The 16,160-nt window shown below is 73.8% G+C and carries 16 protein-coding genes; 5 read left to right on the forward strand and 11 right to left on the reverse strand.

What is annotated here, in order from left to right; all coding sequences use genetic code 11:
- Positions 1–674: 674 nt before the first annotated feature.
- On the forward strand, positions 675–1,496 hold the full coding sequence (locus tag BU198_RS09005; protein ID WP_188296335.1) for an ECF subfamily RNA polymerase sigma factor, BldN family: 822 nt from the start codon (positions 675–677) through the stop codon (positions 1,494–1,496).
- Positions 1,497–1,761: 265 nt separating this feature from the next.
- Complete coding sequence (locus BU198_RS09010; protein WP_188296325.1) at positions 1,762–3,057, forward strand: DUF5667 domain-containing protein; 1,296 nt, start codon at positions 1,762–1,764, stop codon at positions 3,055–3,057.
- Positions 3,058–3,165: 108 nt separating this feature from the next.
- Here BU198_RS09010 and BU198_RS09015 read toward each other — a convergent pair whose 3' ends face one another.
- From BU198_RS09015 to BU198_RS09035, 5 genes are all read right to left on the reverse strand, one after another.
- Positions 3,166–4,173 (reverse strand): lysophospholipid acyltransferase family protein, encoded by a 1,008-nt coding sequence (locus BU198_RS09015; RefSeq protein WP_188296326.1) that lies wholly within the window; start codon positions 4,171–4,173, stop codon positions 3,166–3,168.
- Between the two features lie 7 nt (positions 4,174–4,180).
- Entirely contained in the window at positions 4,181–5,278 is a 1,098-nt protein-coding gene (locus BU198_RS09020; protein WP_188296327.1) for an NAD-dependent epimerase/dehydratase family protein, read from the reverse strand.
- Positions 5,279–5,429: 151 nt separating this feature from the next.
- Positions 5,430–5,528, reverse strand: a complete 99-nt coding sequence (locus BU198_RS09025; RefSeq protein ID WP_003948845.1) for a 30S ribosomal protein bS22 — start codon at positions 5,526–5,528, stop codon at positions 5,430–5,432.
- A 191-nt stretch (positions 5,529–5,719) separates the two neighbouring features.
- Positions 5,720–5,929 carry a helix-turn-helix domain-containing protein gene (locus BU198_RS09030; RefSeq protein ID WP_045699258.1) on the reverse strand — a complete coding sequence of 70 codons (210 nt, stop codon included), beginning with the start codon at positions 5,927–5,929 and terminating at the stop codon, positions 5,720–5,722.
- 226 nt (positions 5,930–6,155) lie between these two features.
- Positions 6,156–7,352, reverse strand: coding sequence for an acetoin utilization protein AcuC (locus BU198_RS09035; protein WP_188296328.1), 1,197 nt, complete (start codon positions 7,350–7,352; stop codon positions 6,156–6,158).
- 178 nt (positions 7,353–7,530) lie between these two features.
- Here BU198_RS09035 and BU198_RS09040 point away from each other — a divergent pair, with 178 nt between their 5' ends.
- The gene (locus BU198_RS09040; RefSeq protein ID WP_188296329.1) at positions 7,531–8,055 is read left to right on the forward strand and encodes a hypothetical protein; all 525 of its coding nucleotides are present in this window, start codon (positions 7,531–7,533) and stop codon (positions 8,053–8,055) included.
- 52 nt (positions 8,056–8,107) lie between these two features.
- On the opposite strand, the gene BU198_RS09045 is transcribed toward BU198_RS09040, so the two are convergent.
- Together BU198_RS09045 and proC are read right to left on the reverse strand one after the other, a co-directional pair.
- Positions 8,108–9,361 (reverse strand): MFS transporter, encoded by a 1,254-nt coding sequence (locus BU198_RS09045; RefSeq protein ID WP_223244140.1) that lies wholly within the window; start codon positions 9,359–9,361, stop codon positions 8,108–8,110.
- Between the two features lie 93 nt (positions 9,362–9,454).
- Complete coding sequence (proC, locus tag BU198_RS09050; RefSeq protein ID WP_188296330.1) at positions 9,455–10,282, reverse strand: pyrroline-5-carboxylate reductase; 828 nt, start codon at positions 10,280–10,282, stop codon at positions 9,455–9,457.
- Between the two features lie 176 nt (positions 10,283–10,458).
- Here proC and BU198_RS09055 point away from each other — a divergent pair, with 176 nt between their 5' ends.
- Both BU198_RS09055 and BU198_RS09060 read left to right on the forward strand, forming a co-directional pair.
- Positions 10,459–10,908 carry a hypothetical protein gene (locus BU198_RS09055; RefSeq protein ID WP_188296331.1) on the forward strand — a complete coding sequence of 150 codons (450 nt, stop codon included), beginning with the start codon at positions 10,459–10,461 and terminating at the stop codon, positions 10,906–10,908.
- A 112-nt stretch (positions 10,909–11,020) separates the two neighbouring features.
- Positions 11,021–11,401, forward strand: a complete 381-nt coding sequence (locus BU198_RS09060; protein ID WP_223244141.1) for a hypothetical protein — start codon at positions 11,021–11,023, stop codon at positions 11,399–11,401.
- Between the two features lie 6 nt (positions 11,402–11,407).
- On the opposite strand, the gene BU198_RS09065 is transcribed toward BU198_RS09060, so the two are convergent.
- The 4 genes from BU198_RS09065 to BU198_RS09080 form a co-directional block, all read right to left on the reverse strand.
- Positions 11,408–11,938, reverse strand: coding sequence for a hypothetical protein (locus tag BU198_RS09065; RefSeq protein ID WP_188296332.1), 531 nt, complete (start codon positions 11,936–11,938; stop codon positions 11,408–11,410).
- A gap of 82 nt (positions 11,939–12,020) precedes the next feature.
- Positions 12,021–13,865, reverse strand: a complete 1,845-nt coding sequence (ilvD, locus tag BU198_RS09070; RefSeq protein WP_188296333.1) for a dihydroxy-acid dehydratase — start codon at positions 13,863–13,865, stop codon at positions 12,021–12,023.
- Between the two features lie 149 nt (positions 13,866–14,014).
- Positions 14,015–14,785 carry a class I SAM-dependent methyltransferase gene (locus tag BU198_RS09075; protein ID WP_188296334.1) on the reverse strand — a complete coding sequence of 257 codons (771 nt, stop codon included), beginning with the start codon at positions 14,783–14,785 and terminating at the stop codon, positions 14,015–14,017.
- Positions 14,786–14,830: 45 nt separating this feature from the next.
- On the reverse strand, positions 14,831–15,658 hold the full coding sequence (locus BU198_RS09080) for a sugar phosphate isomerase/epimerase family protein (protein WP_188296338.1): 828 nt from the start codon (positions 15,656–15,658) through the stop codon (positions 14,831–14,833).
- Positions 15,659–16,160: the final 502 nt, after the last annotated feature.

The following is a 16,160-nucleotide window of genomic DNA, read 5'->3' on the forward strand; positions in this document are numbered from 1 at the left end:
CTCGGGGTGCTGGCCGGCGCGACGGCGGCCGGGGTGGCGCTGAACCGGCGGCGGCACCGCGCCTGAGCGTCGCGCCGGAGCCGGCCCGCAGCCCGTCCGGAGACGTTCCGAGGCGTTCCGAGACGTTCGGAGCCCGTTCGGAGGCGTTCGGGGCCGCCCTGGCGGGCTCGCCCCGGAGGGTGAGCGGGCGTCAACAAGGCCTCTGACCTGGCCCCTCGTACGGGCGAACTCCCTTTCGCCGCAGGACAGTCGGACCACCTGCACGAACCTGTCGCCGAGTGACTGGTTCTGATCGTTCGCCAGACCTGGAAAGTCGGGGGTTGCCGGGCCCCGAGGCTGGGAAACCGCCCCTCAGGCCGCCCAATTGGTCACCCAGGGCACCCGTTCGATCACGTTGAGCCGGATGAACGCCGACAGCACCGGTCAGTGTCAGCCGAATATGCACAACAAATGGATCCCAAACGACCACTTCGACCACACGGTGTAGCTGTCATTGCACAAAGCGTTATTCTCTCCTGGATGCACGTCACCACGCGTCCCGCTCGAACGGACGCTTCGGGGAGTGCTCTCCGCGCAGGCGGAGGTGATCCGTCCACAGTTCTGCCTCTGGGAGTCCCGTGTACCCACCCGTCCGGAACGACGCGCCTGCACCCTCCCGCCCGTCGTCCGTGCCCCTGCGCCCCCGCACCGGCCTCCGCGGCCGGCCCACCGCCGAGCGGCAGATCTCCACCGGCCTGGACCTGCTGCGCAGCCTGCTCCGCAGCCAGTTCGCCGACTCGCCCCAACTCGCGCTCGCCGGAGGAACGTTCGGCCACCCGCAGGGCCCCGGCACGGCACTGCGCACCACCGCCGCCGGCTCGACCGGCACCGGCTCGCGCGGCCGCTCGGGCAGCACCGGGGTCGGCCGGGGCCGCGCCAGGACCGCGCCCAGCCCCGGCTACGAGACCGAGCACAACCCGATCATGGAGATGGTCGAGCGGGCCCAGGCGGGCGAGAGCGAGGCCTTCGGCCGGCTCTACGACCACTACGCGGACACCGTCTACCGCTACATCTACTACCGGGTCGGCAGCCGGGCCACCGCCGAGGACCTCACCAGCGAGACGTTCCTGCGCGCCCTGCGCCGGATCGGCACCTTCACCTGGCAGGGCCGGGACTTCGGCGCCTGGCTGGTCACCATCGCCCGCAACCTGGTCGCCGACCACTTCAAGTCCAGCCGCTTCCGGCTGGAGGTCACCACCGGCGAGATGCTCGACTCCAACGAGTGCGAGCGCAGCCCGGAGGAGTCGGTGCTGGAGTCGCTCTCCAACGCCGCCCTGCTGGACGCGGTGCGCCGGCTCAACCCGCAGCAGCAGGAGTGCGTCACCCTGCGCTTCCTGCAAGGGCTTTCGGTGGCCGAGACGGCCCGGATCATGGGCAAGAACGAGGGCGCCATCAAGACCCTCCAGTACCGCGCCGTACGCACCCTGGCCCGGCTGCTCCCGCCCGACGCGCGATGAGCGGGACCGTCGACGGCCCGTCCGCCATACGGCCCGGCGGGCCGTCACCGTCCACGCCGGGCCGACACGTCAGGGTGAACGGTCGGTCCGATGATCAGCCGCGCGTAACCGACCACCCGCACCGCTCGTTGGCCAGCATGCAAGCCCCCACCAGGCGTACGGTCAAGTCGATTTGCGGCCTATCACCCGATGGAGTGGCTTTGGCCAGCCAGGGCAACCGTCCGGCGGGCCGGGGTGTCGACAACGACGAAGGGAGGTGCGGCCCGTGACGGCAAACGTGCTGGAGCACCGGCGGGCGAAGGCCTTCGCCGAGGCGCTGGAGGCCCACCAGGCGGAGCAACGCGCTGCGGCCAACGCCGAATCGGACAACACCGCTGCCACCGGCACCGGTTCGGTCGCGATGGCCGGCTTGGTCGGGCTGACCGACGCGCTGGGTGGGCTGCCGGGGCCGGTGCTGGACCGGGAGGTCCGAACGGTCCAACGCGCCCAGCTGATGGCCGCGTTCGAGCAGGCCTTCGCCGGCGGGACGGGCGGGGCGGTCCCCCGCCAGCGCCGCCACCGGACGATCCGGGCGGCGTCGCGCGGCCGCTGGAGCCGGCGGTTCGCGATCGGCGGACTGGTCGCCGGGCTCGCCGTCGGCAGCCTGGCCGGCGCCGCCACGGCCAGCTCGAACGCCGTCCCCGGGGACACGCTGTACGGCCTGAAGCGCGGCCTGGAAGGGCTCAGGTTCGACCTCGCGGGCTCCGACTCCGAGCGCGGCGAACTGCTGCTCGACAGCGCGGCCACCCGGCTCGGCGAGGCCAAGACGCTGGTCGGCCGCACCGGCCCGGCCGGCGCGCTCAGCCCCGTCACCGTCGAGCAGGTCCGCCGCGCGCTGGACGACATGCACGCCGACGCCCTCAAGGGCCGCGACCTGCTGCGTTCGGTCTACCGCAGCAACGGCTCGCTCGACCCGATGCGGGCACTGGCCGGCTTCGCCCACGACGAGGACGGCCACTGGAGCGAGTTGCAGGGCAGGCTGCCCGTCCAGCTCACCCAGCAGGCCGACCTGGTGAACCGGCTCTTCGACGACATAAGCGAGGACGTCGCGCCCCTGCGCCTGGCCCTGCCACCCGCCACGAGCGGTGACTCGGCCGGCACCGGAGCGGGCGACGGCTCGGCCGACCCGACCGGCGGTTCCCCGGCAGGCTCTCCGGCGGGCGGCTCCGGCAGCACCTCCGGCACCGGGCAGACCCCGGGTTCCGGCGCCTCCGGCAACCGCCCCGGCGCCACCGAGCACGCCCCGGCGGCCCCCGGCAGCGGAGCCTCCGGCACCGGCGGCAAGGGCGGCCTGCTGCCGGACACCCTGCCCAGCAGCGCCCCGGACGCCGTCAACGGCCTGGTCGGCGGCCTCACCGACGGGCTCACCGGCACCAAGCCCTCGCCGAGCGCCGACGCGGCCCCGCCGCAGGTGCCGCAGCCGGCCACGCCCAGCGCGCCGAGCCCGTCCCAGCCGCAGGGCGTCGAGGTGCCCCCGCTGCTCCCGGACCTGCTGCCCGGGCTGCGCATCCTCGGCGGCTGACCGGGGCCGGGCCGGCGAAACGGGCCGACACGGGCTGAACGGAACGGCCGGGGGCCCCGGCGGAGATCCACTCCGCCGGGGCCCCCGGCCGTTCGCGTACCGGGCGGCTCAGAAGAACACCGACCGCCGCTGCACCAGCAGTTGGTAGAGGGTGTGCTGGATGGTCTCGCGCACCTCGTCGGCCAGGTCGAAGACCAGCATCGGGTCGTCCGCCGCCTCCGCCGGATACGCGTCGGTGGCGATCGGTTCGCCGAAGCGGATCGTCCACTTGGTCGGCAGCGGCAGCATCCCGAGCGGTCCCAGCCACGGGAAGGTCGGCGTGACCGGCACGTACGGCAGGCCCAGCAGCCGGGCCAGCGTCTTCACGTTGCCGATCATCGGATAGGTCTCCTCGGCCCCGACGATCGAGCAGGGCACGATCGGCACCCGCGCCCGCAGCGCCGAGGCGACGAAGCCGCCGCGGCCGAACCGCTGGAGCTTGTAGCGCTCGGAGAAGGGCTTGCCGATCCCCTTGAAGCCCTCCGGCCAGACCCCGACCACCTCGCCGCGCTCCAGCAGCGCCTGGGCGTCCTCGTTGCAGGCCAGCGTGTGACCGGCCTTGCGGGCCAGCTCGTTGATGCCGGGCAGCACGAAGACCAGGTCGGCGGCGAGCATCCGCAGGTGCCGCCGGGCCGGGTGGTGGTCGTGGATGGCCACCTGGGTCATCAGGGCGTCCAGCGGGATCGTCCCCGAGTGGTTGGCGACGATCAGCGCGCCGCCCTCCGCCGGGATGTGCTCCACGCCCTGGACGTCGATCCGGAAGTACTTCTCGGCCAGCGGGCGCAGCAGCGAGAGCAGCACCTCCTCGGTGAGCTCCCGGTCGAAGCCGAACTCGTCCACCTCGTAGTCGCCGGTCACCCGGCGGCGCAGGAAGGCCAGCCGCTCGGCGGCCCGGCCCTCCCAGCCCTTGCCGAACAGCCGGGTGGCGGCCGGGCCGAGCGGCCCGGACAGCACCCCGCCGACGGCCTCGGCGAGCCGGTCGGCCGGATTCGGCCCCTCCGGCGAGCTCCAGCTGGGCGCGGACTCGATCGGGATGACCTTGGCCTCGCCCGGCGCGTTCTCGGCTGCGGCACTCATCGCGGGTTCAGCTCCTCGGTCGGCGGTTCGGTACGGCGTCCGGCGCGGCGGCCGCTTCCGGGCCGAGCAGGGCGGTCAGCCGGTCGGTGACGGCGGCCAGCCGCTCGGGCGGCAGCAGGCCCGGGCCCCTGGCGGCGGCGAAGTCGGCGAAGGCCTCGGGGGTGCCGAAGGCCGGCCGGTAGCCGAAGGTGTCGCGCAGCCGCGCGGTGTCCACCACCCGGCCGTGGGTGAGCAGCCGCAGCTGCTCGGGCGAGACGTCCACCAGCCGGGTCTGCCTGGCCAGCACGGCCATCCAGCTGACCGCGGGAAGCAGCAGCGGCAGGGTCGGCCGGCCGAGCCTGCGGGCGCACTGGGAGAGCAGCAGGATGCCCTCCCCCGCCACGTTGAAGGTCCCGGTGTTGACGGTGCCGGGCGCGGGTTCGGCGGCGGCCCGGCAGAGCACCGCGACGGCGTCGTCCTCGTGGACGAACTGCAGCCGCGGGTCGTAGCCGAGGACGGTCGGCAGCACCGGCAGCGCGAAGTACTCGCTGAGCGGGGTGTCCGCGTCCGGGCCGACGATGTTGGCGAAGCGCAGCACCGTCACCGCGACGTCCGGACGGCGGCGGGCGAAGCCGCGCACGTAGCCCTCGACCTCCGCCGCGTCCTTGGCGAAGCCGCCGCCGGGCGGGTCCTTGGGCTGCATCCGCTCGCTGAACACCGCCGGGTCGCGGGGCGCGGAGCCGTAGACGCCCGTGGTGGACTTCACCACCAGCCGGCGCACCCCGGGGGCCTTCTGGCAGGCACCGAGCAGCTGCATGGTGCCGATCACGTTGGACTCCTTCACCGCGGAGCGGTTGGTGGAGCCCAGGCCGGTGGCGCTGACGCTGAGGTGCACCACGGTGTCCACCCCGTGCTCGGCGAGCACCCGGGAGAGCGCCGGGCGGCGCAGGTCGAGCTGGTGGAAGCGGTACGGGGCCGCCGGTCCCGCCGGCTCCTCGGGCGGCAGCCGGGGCGGCTGCACGTCCACGCCCACGACCAGGTCCACCCCCGGCCGGCGGCGCACCTCGGCGGCGAACCGGGCACCGAGATGGCGGGCCACGCCGGTGACGAGCACGACCACGCCCACGGTGCTGCACCCCATTCCCTCGGCCCGAGCGGCCTGCGTGCACCGTACCGCGCCGCCCCACCGGCCCGGGAAACGACACCGCCCGCCCAGGCCACGACGGGCTTGGGCGGGCGGTGGGAGCGCTGGGCGCGCCGAGCGCGGCCGGGGGCGCTTACTTCTTGTTGCGACGCTGCACGCGGGTGCGCTTCAGAAGCTTGCGGTGCTTCTTCTTGGCCATACGCTTGCGACGCTTCTTGATGACAGAGCCCACGGAACAACCCTCGCTCACTGAGACTCTCGCCCGTGTGAGACGGAGTCCATACGACTGACGTGAGGGCCTAGCCTACCTTCCGGTTGCCCGGGGCTGTAAATCGCGCCCCCGGCAACCGGGGAACACCCGGGAAATCAACGGCGAACGGGGGTGGCTCCGCAGTCGCGGAACCACCCCCGGCCGACCCGCCCCTACGCGCTTTCGAGCCGCACGTAGGACTCCTTGAGGTACTCGTGCACCGCCTGCTGGGGCACCCGGAAGGACCGTCCGACCCGGATGGCCGGCAGCTCTCCGCTGTGCACCAGGCGGTACACCGTCATCTTGGACACCCGCATGACCGCGGCGACCTCCGCCACGGTCAGGAAGACGACTTCCTGAAGGGGGCGCTCGACGGAACTCATGACCATCACCCGACCCTTACCCGTGTGCAAGGCACCGGCTTCCCCTCCGGTGACTCCACCGGCACACGTGTATCCCCAGAGTAGTTATGGGTGGTACCAGTGGGAAGAGGGGAAGAGCGGTCCTCGTACGGTGAGAGATAGGACTGTTGCAGTACGTAGCCGATCGGCGGATGGCACTGCCCGCCGTACGCACGGACCGCGCCGCACCCGGCCGGGAGGGGCGGTATCAGGCCAGCAGCCCGTGCTGGGGGAACACCGCCCTGCGGGTGGCGAGGATGGCCTGATCGAGCCGGTCGGCCGGATCGTAGCCCGCGTCGAAGTCGCGCCAGGCCGGGCGGGCGCCGTCGGTCATCCGCAGCGGGGCGGGGCGGCGGGTGCGGCGGTAGACCTCGGCGCGCCAGGCCTCGGGGGTCTCGGTGACCGGGTCGACGGGCCTGGCGGCGGCGGTGGCGACCAGGTGGGTCCAGGTGCGCGGGACGACGTCCACCACGGCGTAGCCGCCTCCGCCGGTGGCCACCCAGCGGCCGCCGGTGTGCTGGTGGGCGAGGTCGTGCAGCGCCTCGGCGATCAGCCGCTGGGCGTCCACGGTGACGGCGAAGTGGGCGAGCGGGTCCTCCAGGTGGGTGTCGGCGCCGTGCTGGGTGACCAGGACCTGTGGCCGGAAGGCGTCGAGCAGTTCGGGCACCAGGGCGTGGAAGGCGCGCAGCCAGCCGGAGTCGCCGGTGCCCGCGGGCAGCGGCAGGTTGGCGGCGGAACCGGGTGCGTCCTCGCCGCCGGTCTCGACCGGCCAGCCGGTCTGCGGGAAGAGCGTGGCGGGGTGCTCGTGCAGCGAGATGGTGAGCACCCGGGGGTCGTTCCAGAAGGCCGCCTGGACGCCGTCGCCGTGGTGGACGTCCACGTCGACGTAGGCGACCCGCTCGGCGCCGAGTTCCAGCAGCCGGGCGATGGCCAGCGCCGGGTCGTTGTAGACGCAGAAGCCGGAGGCCCTGCCCGGCATCGCGTGGTGCAGCCCGCCGGTGAAGTTGACGGCGTGCGGGGTCTCGCCGCGCCAGACCGCCTCGGCGGCGGCGACGGACTGGCCGGCGATCAGCGCGGAGGCCGAGTGGATCGCGGGGAAGGACCAGGTGTCGTCGGTGCCGAGTCCGTGCCGGGGGTCGGAGTGGTCCGGGTGGGCGGCGGCGTACCTGACCGCCTCGACGTACTCCCCGGTGTGCACCAGCCGGAGGGTGGACTCGCCGGCGGGCGGCGCGGAGCGGACGGTCACCCCGGGCCCGGTGTCCAGTCCGAGTGACTCGACCAGTCGCATGGTGAGGGCCAGCCGGGTCGGGTCCATCGGGTGGCCGGGCCCGAAGTCGTAGGCGGTGACGGCCTCGTCCCAGAAGAGGTGCAGGCCGCAGGGGGTGTCACGCTCGGCTTCGGGCATGGCCTCCACCGTAGCGGGTGACGGTGACCGCCCCGTTGCCAGGGCGCGCCGGGGCGGAGCGCGTGAGGCCCGGTGGACGCCAGGTGCGCATTGAAACTACGGAAGTTGTGGGGTAGCTGTGGAGGCGGGTGTTGAGGCGGTGCAGACAAAAGCCTTACGACTCCATATCCTCTCCGCCATGAAGCCATTCAGCGTGCAACGCCTTGGGGTAATTCTCGCTGCAATACTGGGTTTTGGCGTCTTCTTCGCCGCCCAGCCGGCCTCCGCCGCGGTCAGCGGCACCACCTTCGCCGTCGACAAGTCGACGGCCAAGGCGGGAGACCAGCTGACCCTGACGCTGTCCCTCACCAACGCCGAGAACAGCGCCATCTACTTCGCCTACGAGTCCGTCCAGCCGACCTGGCCGGCCAACACGCAGGCCGGAGCCTTCACGATCACCGCCTGCACCGGTGACACCTCCGACTGCGCGTTCACCGGGAACAGCGCCAACTTCCACTTCAACGCGCCGATCGCGCCGGGAGCGACCAAGAGCGTCACGCTCACCGTCAAGATCACCGACACCCCCGGGTGGGGCACCGCGCCGTACACCCTGAACTGGGCGCCGTACGTCTACTACGAGTTCGGCCAGGTGGGCGGCACCACCACGGCCAAGGACCAGAGCTGGACCTTCGGCGTGCCCCAGCTCCAGACCGTGATCAGCTGACCCCCGTCCCGTCGACCGCCCCCGCCGTCACCCGACGGCGGGGGCAAGGGCGTCACCCGACGGCGGGGGCCGGCGACGGAGCGGGTGCGGGGGCGGGGGCGAAGCGGTCGGCCAGCGGCAGGACGGCGAGCACCAGCAGCATCGGGGCGAGCAGCGCCCAGCGGTACGAGCCGGCGTCCGCGATCGCCCCGACCAGCGGCGAACCGACCAGGAAACCCACGTAGTTGAACAGGTTGAGCCGGGCCACCGCGGCGTCCGAGTCCGCCGGGAAGAGCCGGCCGCCGGCCGCGAACACCTGCGGGATGATCGCGCAGATGCCGAAGCCGAGCACGGTGAACCCGGCGATGCCCGCCCAGGCGGTGGGCGCGACCGCGGCCAGCCCGAAGCCGAGCGCGGCCAGCGCGGCACCCGCGCGGACCACCGGGACGGCGCCGAAGCGCTGCACCGCGCGGTCGCCGAGGGAACGGCCGAGCAGCATCGCGACCATGTAGCCGAGGTAGGAGAGCTTGGCGAGGTCCTCCCGGCTGCCCAGACCGTCGGTGAGGTACTTGACGCTGTAGTTGGAGACCGAGGCGTCCGCGATGTACGCGAAGGCCATCGCCAGGCAGAGCGGCAGCAGCGGGCGCCAGGGGACGGACCTCGCCGCGGCCTCGGCGGCCTCCCGGACGGCGTCGCCGAGTTCGGCCGGCCCGGCGGCGGGAGTCCCCGGGGCCGAAGGACGGGGAAGGGTGCCGGCCAGCACCGCGAGCGGGGCGATCACCGCGGCGGCGGTGCCGAACAGCACCGGCAGCCCGAGGCCGTAGTGCGAGCCGAGGCCCGCCAGCGCCGCGCCGAGGATGCCGCCGAGGCTGAAGGCGGCATGGAAGCCGATCATGATCGAGCGGCCGTAGAGGTGCTGGAGCCCCACCCCGAGCATGTTCATGCTGGCGTCCAGGGCGCCCACCAGCAGCCCGAACGCGCCGAGTGCCAGGGCGAGTTGCCACAGGGTGCCGCCGAGCCCGGCGGCCGCCAGGGCGAGGCAGACGGCGGGCTGGACCACCCGCAGCACGGCCCGCGCGCCGGTGCGCTTCACCAGTTGCTCGGAGGCGATCGAGCCGACGCCGGCCAGGATCGGCACCGCGGCCAGGAAGACCGGCAGCAGGCCGTCACTCAGCCCGTACCGGTGCTGGATCTCCGGGATGCAGGTGACCAGCAGGGCGAAGGTGACGCCCTGGAGCAGGAAGCTGACGGCGAGCGCGGCCCGCCCGGCGCGCAGGCCGGGCGGCGCCGGGGACGAGAGGGACCGGACGGGCGGTGCGGCACTCAACGGACCTCCAGGCGACCTCACTACCGGCCGGTAGGCCGATGTTGGCGAGAGCGTAGGGGGTGCGCCGCGATTGCGGGAGGGGTCGCGCAGCGGTCATTTCCCGCCGGACGCCAGCTCCCTGGAGCGGTCCCTGGCCGCCTCCAGGGCGCCCAGCAGCGCGGCCCGCACCCCGTGGTTCTCCAGCTCGCGGATCGCCGCGATCGTGGTGCCGGCCGGGGAGGTGACCGCCTCGCGCAGCTTCACCGGGTGCTCACCGGAGTCGCGCAGCATCACCGAGGCGCCGATCGCGGACTGCACGATCAGGTCGTGCGCCACCTGCCGGGGCAGGCCGAGCAGGATGCCGGCGTCGGTCATCGCCTCGACCAGGAAGTAGAAGTAGGCCGGGCCCGAGCCGGACAGCGCGGTGGCCGCGTCCTGCTGGGCCTCGGGCAGCCGCAGCGCCTTGCCGACCGAGCTGAAGATCTCCTCGGCGCGCACCAGGTGCTCCTCGCCGGCGTGCGAGCCGGCCGAGATCACGCTCATCCCCTCGTCCACCAGGACCGGGGTGTTGGGCATCACCCGGACCACCGGGGTGCCGGCCGCCAGCCGCTCCTCGAACCAGGCGGTCGGGACACCGGCCGCGGCCGAGATCACCAGCCGGTCCGGGCTGACGTGCGGGGCCAGCTCGTCCAGCAGGGTGCCCATGTCCTGCGGCTTGACCGCCAGGATCAGGGTGTCGGCGAGCTTGGCTGCCTCGGCGTTGGAGACGGTCACCACCCCGTAGCGGGCGGCGAGTTCGGCCGCGCGCTCCGGGCGGCGGGCGGTCACCAGGACGTCGGCCGGGTCCTTGCCGGCCCGCAGCAGACCGGAGAGCAGGGCCTCGCCGATCTTGCCGGTGCCCAGGAAGGCGATCTTCTGTCCGGGTGCTGCGCTGCTGCCCATGGTCCGCTCCTTGCCTCGGTACTGCGGCCATCCTCGCACCGCGCGACGGCGCCCGGAGGGACCGTCCGGTCCGTGGTCGCCCCGGGCCCGGCCGCCGTACCCCTGAGGTCGCCCAGGGTGAAAACTCGGGGGTTTCCCCTATGGCCTCCCGGCTCCGACGGGCGCACCGTGGAGCCATGGCACACGACGAGATGTCCCGACGTGAGAACCGGCGACTCGCCGTCGCCTCGGCGACGGTGGGCCCGTGGCGGACGGCCACGGGGGTCGGCGCGGTGGTGGGGGCGACGGCCCTGGGGATCGAGGCGGTCTCCGGGGACTGGTCGCTGAGCATGCTGGCCTCACCGGCCGGCTGGGGCCTGTTCTTCTTCTTCCTGGTCGGCACCGTCGGCGGCCGGCTGCGCGGCGACGGCACCGACCGGCGGCTGCGCCGCTGGGCGGACGAGCACCCGTGGCAGTCGGCGCTCCCGGCGGCCGGCGGACTGCTGGCGCTGAACACGCTGGCCCAGCTGTTCCTCGGCGACGAGGGCCTGTTCGGCGCCTTCTTCGCCTCGCTGCTGCCGGCCGGCCTGCTGCTGGCGGTCGCCGGGGTGGTGGGATCGGTCAAGCAGGCCCGCGGCAGGGGATGAGCGCCGGCGGGACCGCGGCCGCGCGGGAGCGGAACGCGGCCCGGAGCCCGGGTTCACCCCGCGGGGTGCCCTTGGTCGACGCGTTGTCACACCCCGTCGGCATACTGGCGCGATGCCGATAGCCGAAGATCCGCAGCCGCGCCCGGGCCGGGGTGACGAACCGGACGGGTCCGCCCCGTCCGGGGCGGACCCGAAGGACCCGTTCGCCGGACTCGTCCTGGACGAGGAGTTCGTCCGGGGTGCCGCCCACAAGGAGCAGGCCGGACGCACCCGCATGCTGGCCGCCCGATGGAAGCACACCCCGCCGGTCGACCCGGGCGGGCGCCGCTCGGTCAACGACGGCCCGGCGAAGCCGAGGCGCTTCGGCCGCAGGCCGGGGCCACGGGCGGCCGGCCGCCCGGTCGGGCCGCGCCGCTGGCCGGCCTGGCGCACCCCGCTCTACGTCGCGCTGGCCGTCGCCGCGCTGCTCGCCGTCCTGAAGCTCACCGGCTGACCGCCGTCAGCGCTTGCGCTTGGCCCGGCCCGGCGCCTTGGTGTCGGGCCGGCGGCTGCGACTCGCCTGGCGCTTCTCGTACTGGACGACGGCCCGCTCGTAGGCCGCCCGCCGGACCGCTTCGCCGGGGGCCTCGACCAGGCTGCGGACGAAGTAGGCGAGCAGCGAGCCGGCCCCGCCGATCAGCCAGACCGCGCCGAGCGACTTGTCCTCGGCCATCCAGCCGGTCAGCTGGTCCCTGCCCTCGGTGAGCGACTTCCAGGTGCGCCGGACGGCCATCAGCGAGCAGACCGCGATGGCGGCGGTCAGCAGCCCGTTGAGGAAGGTGCCGTTGTCGGAGAGGGCGATGCCCTCGATGCCGAAGCGCAGCACCAGGATCACGGCCGCGGCCGCGGCCAGTGAGCCGACGGAGACGGCGACCCGGCGCGGCCAGTAGCCGCCGTCCCGGTTCAGCCAGCTGGTGCCGAACCAGCGGATCGGCTCCGGCTCGGGGGCGCCGTCGGGCTTGGGGGCGGGGGTGGGGGGCTGATCGCTCACGTCGTCGATTATCACCCGACCACCGCACGTGCCGGAGGAGCCGTCCCGCAGTCCGGGACGGCTCCTCCGTGGTGGTCCGGTCTCAGCCGAGCTTGCTCACGTCGCGGACGGCGCCCCTGTCGGCGGAGGTGGCCATCGCCGCGTAGGCCCGCAGGGCCTGGCTGACCTGGCGGTCGCGGTTCTTCGGCCGGTAGCCGCCCGCGGCCTCCAGGGCGCGGCGGCGCTCGGCCAGGACCTCGTCCGGGACCTCCAGGGAGATTCGGCGGCCGGGGATGTCGATGGCGATGGTGTCGCCGTCCTCGACCAGCGCGATGGTGCCGCCGGAGGCCGCCTCGGGGGACGCGTGGCCGATGGACAGGCCCGAGGTGCCGCCGGAGAAGCGGCCGTCGGTGACCAGCGCGCAGGCCTTGCCCAGGCCCCGGCCCTTGAGGAAGGACGTGGGGTAGAGCATCTCCTGCATGCCGGGGCCGCCCTTCGGGCCCTCGTAGCGGATGACGACGACGTCGCCCTCCTTGACCCGCTTGGCGAGGATCGCCTCGACCGCGTCCTCCTGGGACTCGACCACGACGGCCGGGCCGCTGAACGTCCAGATCGACTCGTCCACGCCCGCGGTCTTCACGATGCAGCCGTCCTCGGCGAGGTTGCCGTACAGCACGGCCAGGCCGCCCTCGACCGAGTAGGCGTGCTCGACGCTGCGGATGCAGCCGCCGGCCGCGTCGGTGTCCAGCGACTCCCAGCGCTCGGACTGCGAGAAGGCCTCGGCGGAGCGGACGCAGCCGGGGGCGGCGTGCCACAGCTCGACGGCCTCGGCGGAGGGCGAACCGCCGCGCACGTCCCAGGTCTTGAGCCACTCGGCGAGCGAGTCGGAGTGCACGGTGTGGACGTCCTCGTTGAGCAGCCCGCCCCGGTGCAGCTCGCCGAGGAGGGCCGGGATGCCGCCGGCCCGGTGCACGTCCTCCATGTAGTACGAGCCGTTGGGCGCGACCTTGGACAGGCAGGGCACCTTGCGGGAGATCGCGTCGATGGCCCGCTGGTCGAAGTCCAGCTCGGCCTCCTGGGCGGCGGCGAGCAGGTGCAGGATGGTGTTGGTCGAGCCGCCCATGGCGATGTCCAGGGCCATGGCGTTCTCGAAGGCGGCGCGGGTGGCGATCGCCCGGGGCAGGAGGGAGGCGTCGTCCTGGCCGTAGTGGCGGTTCGTGATCTCGACGACCGTGCGGCCGGCGTCCTCGTACAGGGCCCTGCGGGCGGTGTGGGTGGCGAGCACCGAGCCGTTGCCGGGCAGCGAGAGGCCGATCGCCTCGGTCAGGCAGTTCATCGAGTTGGCGGTGAACATGCCGGAGCACGAGCCGCAGGTGGGGCAGGCGTTCTCCTCGATGATCGCGATGTCCTCGTCGGAGACGTTCTCGTTGACCGCCTGGGAGATCGCGTCGACCAGGTCGAGCTTGCGCACGGTGCCGTCGACCAGGGTGGCCTTGCCGGCCTCCATCGGGCCGCCGGAGACGAAGACGGTCGGGATGTTCAGGCGCAGCGCGGCCATCAGCATGCCCGGGGTGATCTTGTCGCAGTTGGAGATGCAGATCAGGGCGTCGGCGCAGTGGGCGTTGACCATGTACTCGACCGAGTCGGCGATCAGGTCGCGCGAGGGCAGCGAGTAGAGCATGCCGGCGTGGCCCATCGCGATGCCGTCGTCCACCGCGATGGTGTTGAACTCGCGCGGGATGCCGCCCGCCTGCTTGATCGCCTCGGAGACGATCCGGCCGACCGGCTGGAGGTGGGTGTGGCCGGGGACGAACTCGGTGAAGGAGTTGGCGACCGCGATGATCGGCTTGCCGAAGTCCTCGCGGGCTACGCCGGCCGCCCGGAGAAGCGCCCGGGCGCCTGCCATGTTGCGACCGTGGGTGACCGTACGGGACCTCAGCTCGGGCACTGCGCTCCACTCCTTCGGGGCTGTCGCCGGCGCCCCGCGGTGGGAGGGTTCGGGGGCCGCTGTGGGTACCGAGCCTACGCCCGCCGTCCGGACGGCGGACGGCCCGTCCGCGATGCGGGCAGGCGGCGGGCGGGCCGGCGCGGCCGGTGTCAGCCCGGCTTGACGGCCACGGTGAGGTCCAGGGCGAACGGCTCGACCACGATGCCGTCCGGGAACTCGGCGAGCATGGCCTCCCGTTCGGCGGCCAGCACCGGTGCGCGCTCCCCGGGTTCGAGCGAGGCGAGGTAGGAGCGCGAGGTCAGGTCGGTGAGCACGTGGTCGACGGGGACCCGCCGCTCCCAGCGCAGCACCGTCCGCTCGACCGCGAGGCCGGCCGGGGCGAAGTGGCCGGCGTGGTGGTCGATCCCGCCGTAGCCGCGGTACCGGTCGGAGAGGGCGGCGGCCATCCGCCGGTCCCGGGCCCGGATCCACGCCACGGTCTCGTCGTACACGTTCCACCAGGCGGCCACGGCACCGCCCGGCCGCAGCACCCGGATCGCCTCGGGGACGGACTTCTCGGGGTACGTCCAGTGGAAGGCCTGGGCGTAGGTGACCAGGTCGGCGGAGCCGTCGTGGAAGGGCAGGTCGTCACCGGTGCCCCGGACCAGCGGCAGGGCCGGCGAGGAGGCGAGGAACCGGGCGGCCATGCCGGGGCTGGGCTCGACGGCCACGACCTCCGCGCCCCGCGCGGCCAGCAGCCGGGTGGCGATGCCGGTGCCGGCGCCGACGTCCAGGACCCGGGCGCCGCGCAGGCCGCGGCCCCAGAGCCGTTCCAGCGCGTCGAACAGGCCGTCGGGGTAGCCGGGGCGGCCCCGCTCGTACTCGGCGGCGACCCCGCCGAAGCTCCGGGCGGCCTCGCGGTAGTCCCGACCCTCCGTCATGTGCCCTCCTCCGTACGGCGGTTCGCGTCCGGCCGGCCGGACGCCTCAGCGTACGCGCGAGGGGGTGGCCAGGTGCAAGCGGGTGAAGGCGAGGGCCTCGGCCAGATCGGCCTCGCGTTCGGCGGGGGAGGCGGAGCGGCGGGTGTTGACCTCCAGCACCACGTGGCCGTCGAAGCCGGTGCGGGCGAGGTGCTCCAGCAGCTCGGCGCAGGGCTGCTTGCCCCGGCCGGGGATCAGGTGCTCGTCCTTGCCGGAGCCGCTGCCGTCGGCCAGGTGGACGTGGGCGAGCCGGTCGCCCATCCGCTCGACCATGGCGAAGGTGTCGATCCTGGACGTGGCGGCGTGCGAGAGGTCGATGGTGAAGTGCCGGTACTCCTCGTCGGTGACGTCCCAGCCGGGGGCGTACGCGAGCATCTCCCGGTCGCGGTAGCGCCACGGGTACATGTTCTCGACGGCGAAGCGGACGTCGGTCTCGCCCGCCATCCGGCCGATGCCCTCGACGAACTCCCGGGCGTACTGGCGCTGCCAGCGGAACGGCGGGTGGACGACGACGGCGCTCGCGCCGAGCTTCTCGGCCGCGGCCCTGGCCCGGACCAGCTTGGTCCACGGATCGGTGCTCCACACCCGCTGGGTGATCAGCAGGCAGGGGGCGTGCACGGCCAGGATGGGCAACCGGTGGGCGTCGGAGAGGCGGCGCAGGGCGTCGAGGTCCTGGCTGACCGGGTCGTTCCAGACCATCACCTCGACCCCGTCGTAGCCGAGCTTGGCGGCCAGCTCGAAGGCCACGGCGGTGCTCGCCGGGTACACCGAGGCGGTGGACAGCGCCACCTTGGTGTCGGGGATGTGCAGGGCCGGGTGCCGGGGCAGCACCAGCCGGTCGGTGGTGCGCAGCAGCGGCGGGCGGGCGGCGTCGCGCTTGGCGGCCTTGACCGAGCGGACGGACTGGACGGCGGCCTTGGCGGCGCCGGCGGCCCGGGCGGTGCGGGTCTCCCTCGGGGCGGTGGCCTGCTTCGTACCGGCCTGTTGCGCGTCGGCCCGCTTTCCGGCGGTCCGCTTCGCGGCAGCGGTCTTCCTCGCGGCGGTGGCCTTCTTCATGGCGGGGGCCTCGGTGGCGGGCGGCTTCGCGGCGGCCTTCTTCGCGGTGCGCCGGGCCGCCTTGACGGCCTTCGCGGCCTGTCCGGCGGTGGCGCCCGTGACCGCCTTGCCGAGCCGGCGGCGCGGGCCGTCCGACCGCGACCGCCCGTTCCCGGGAGCGCGGTCCTCCTGCGATCCGTCCTCGTCCGCTGCTTGCACCACGGGAGACAGCGTAAGCGGAGCGCGCCGCGAACGGGGCGGGACGACCGGCGCAGTGACCATCGGCACGTTGTCCCGGAGT

Origin of the sequence: Streptomyces sp. CBMA156 (assembly GCF_014596515.1) — a bacterium.
GTDB lineage: Bacteria > Actinomycetota > Actinomycetes > Streptomycetales > Streptomycetaceae > Kitasatospora.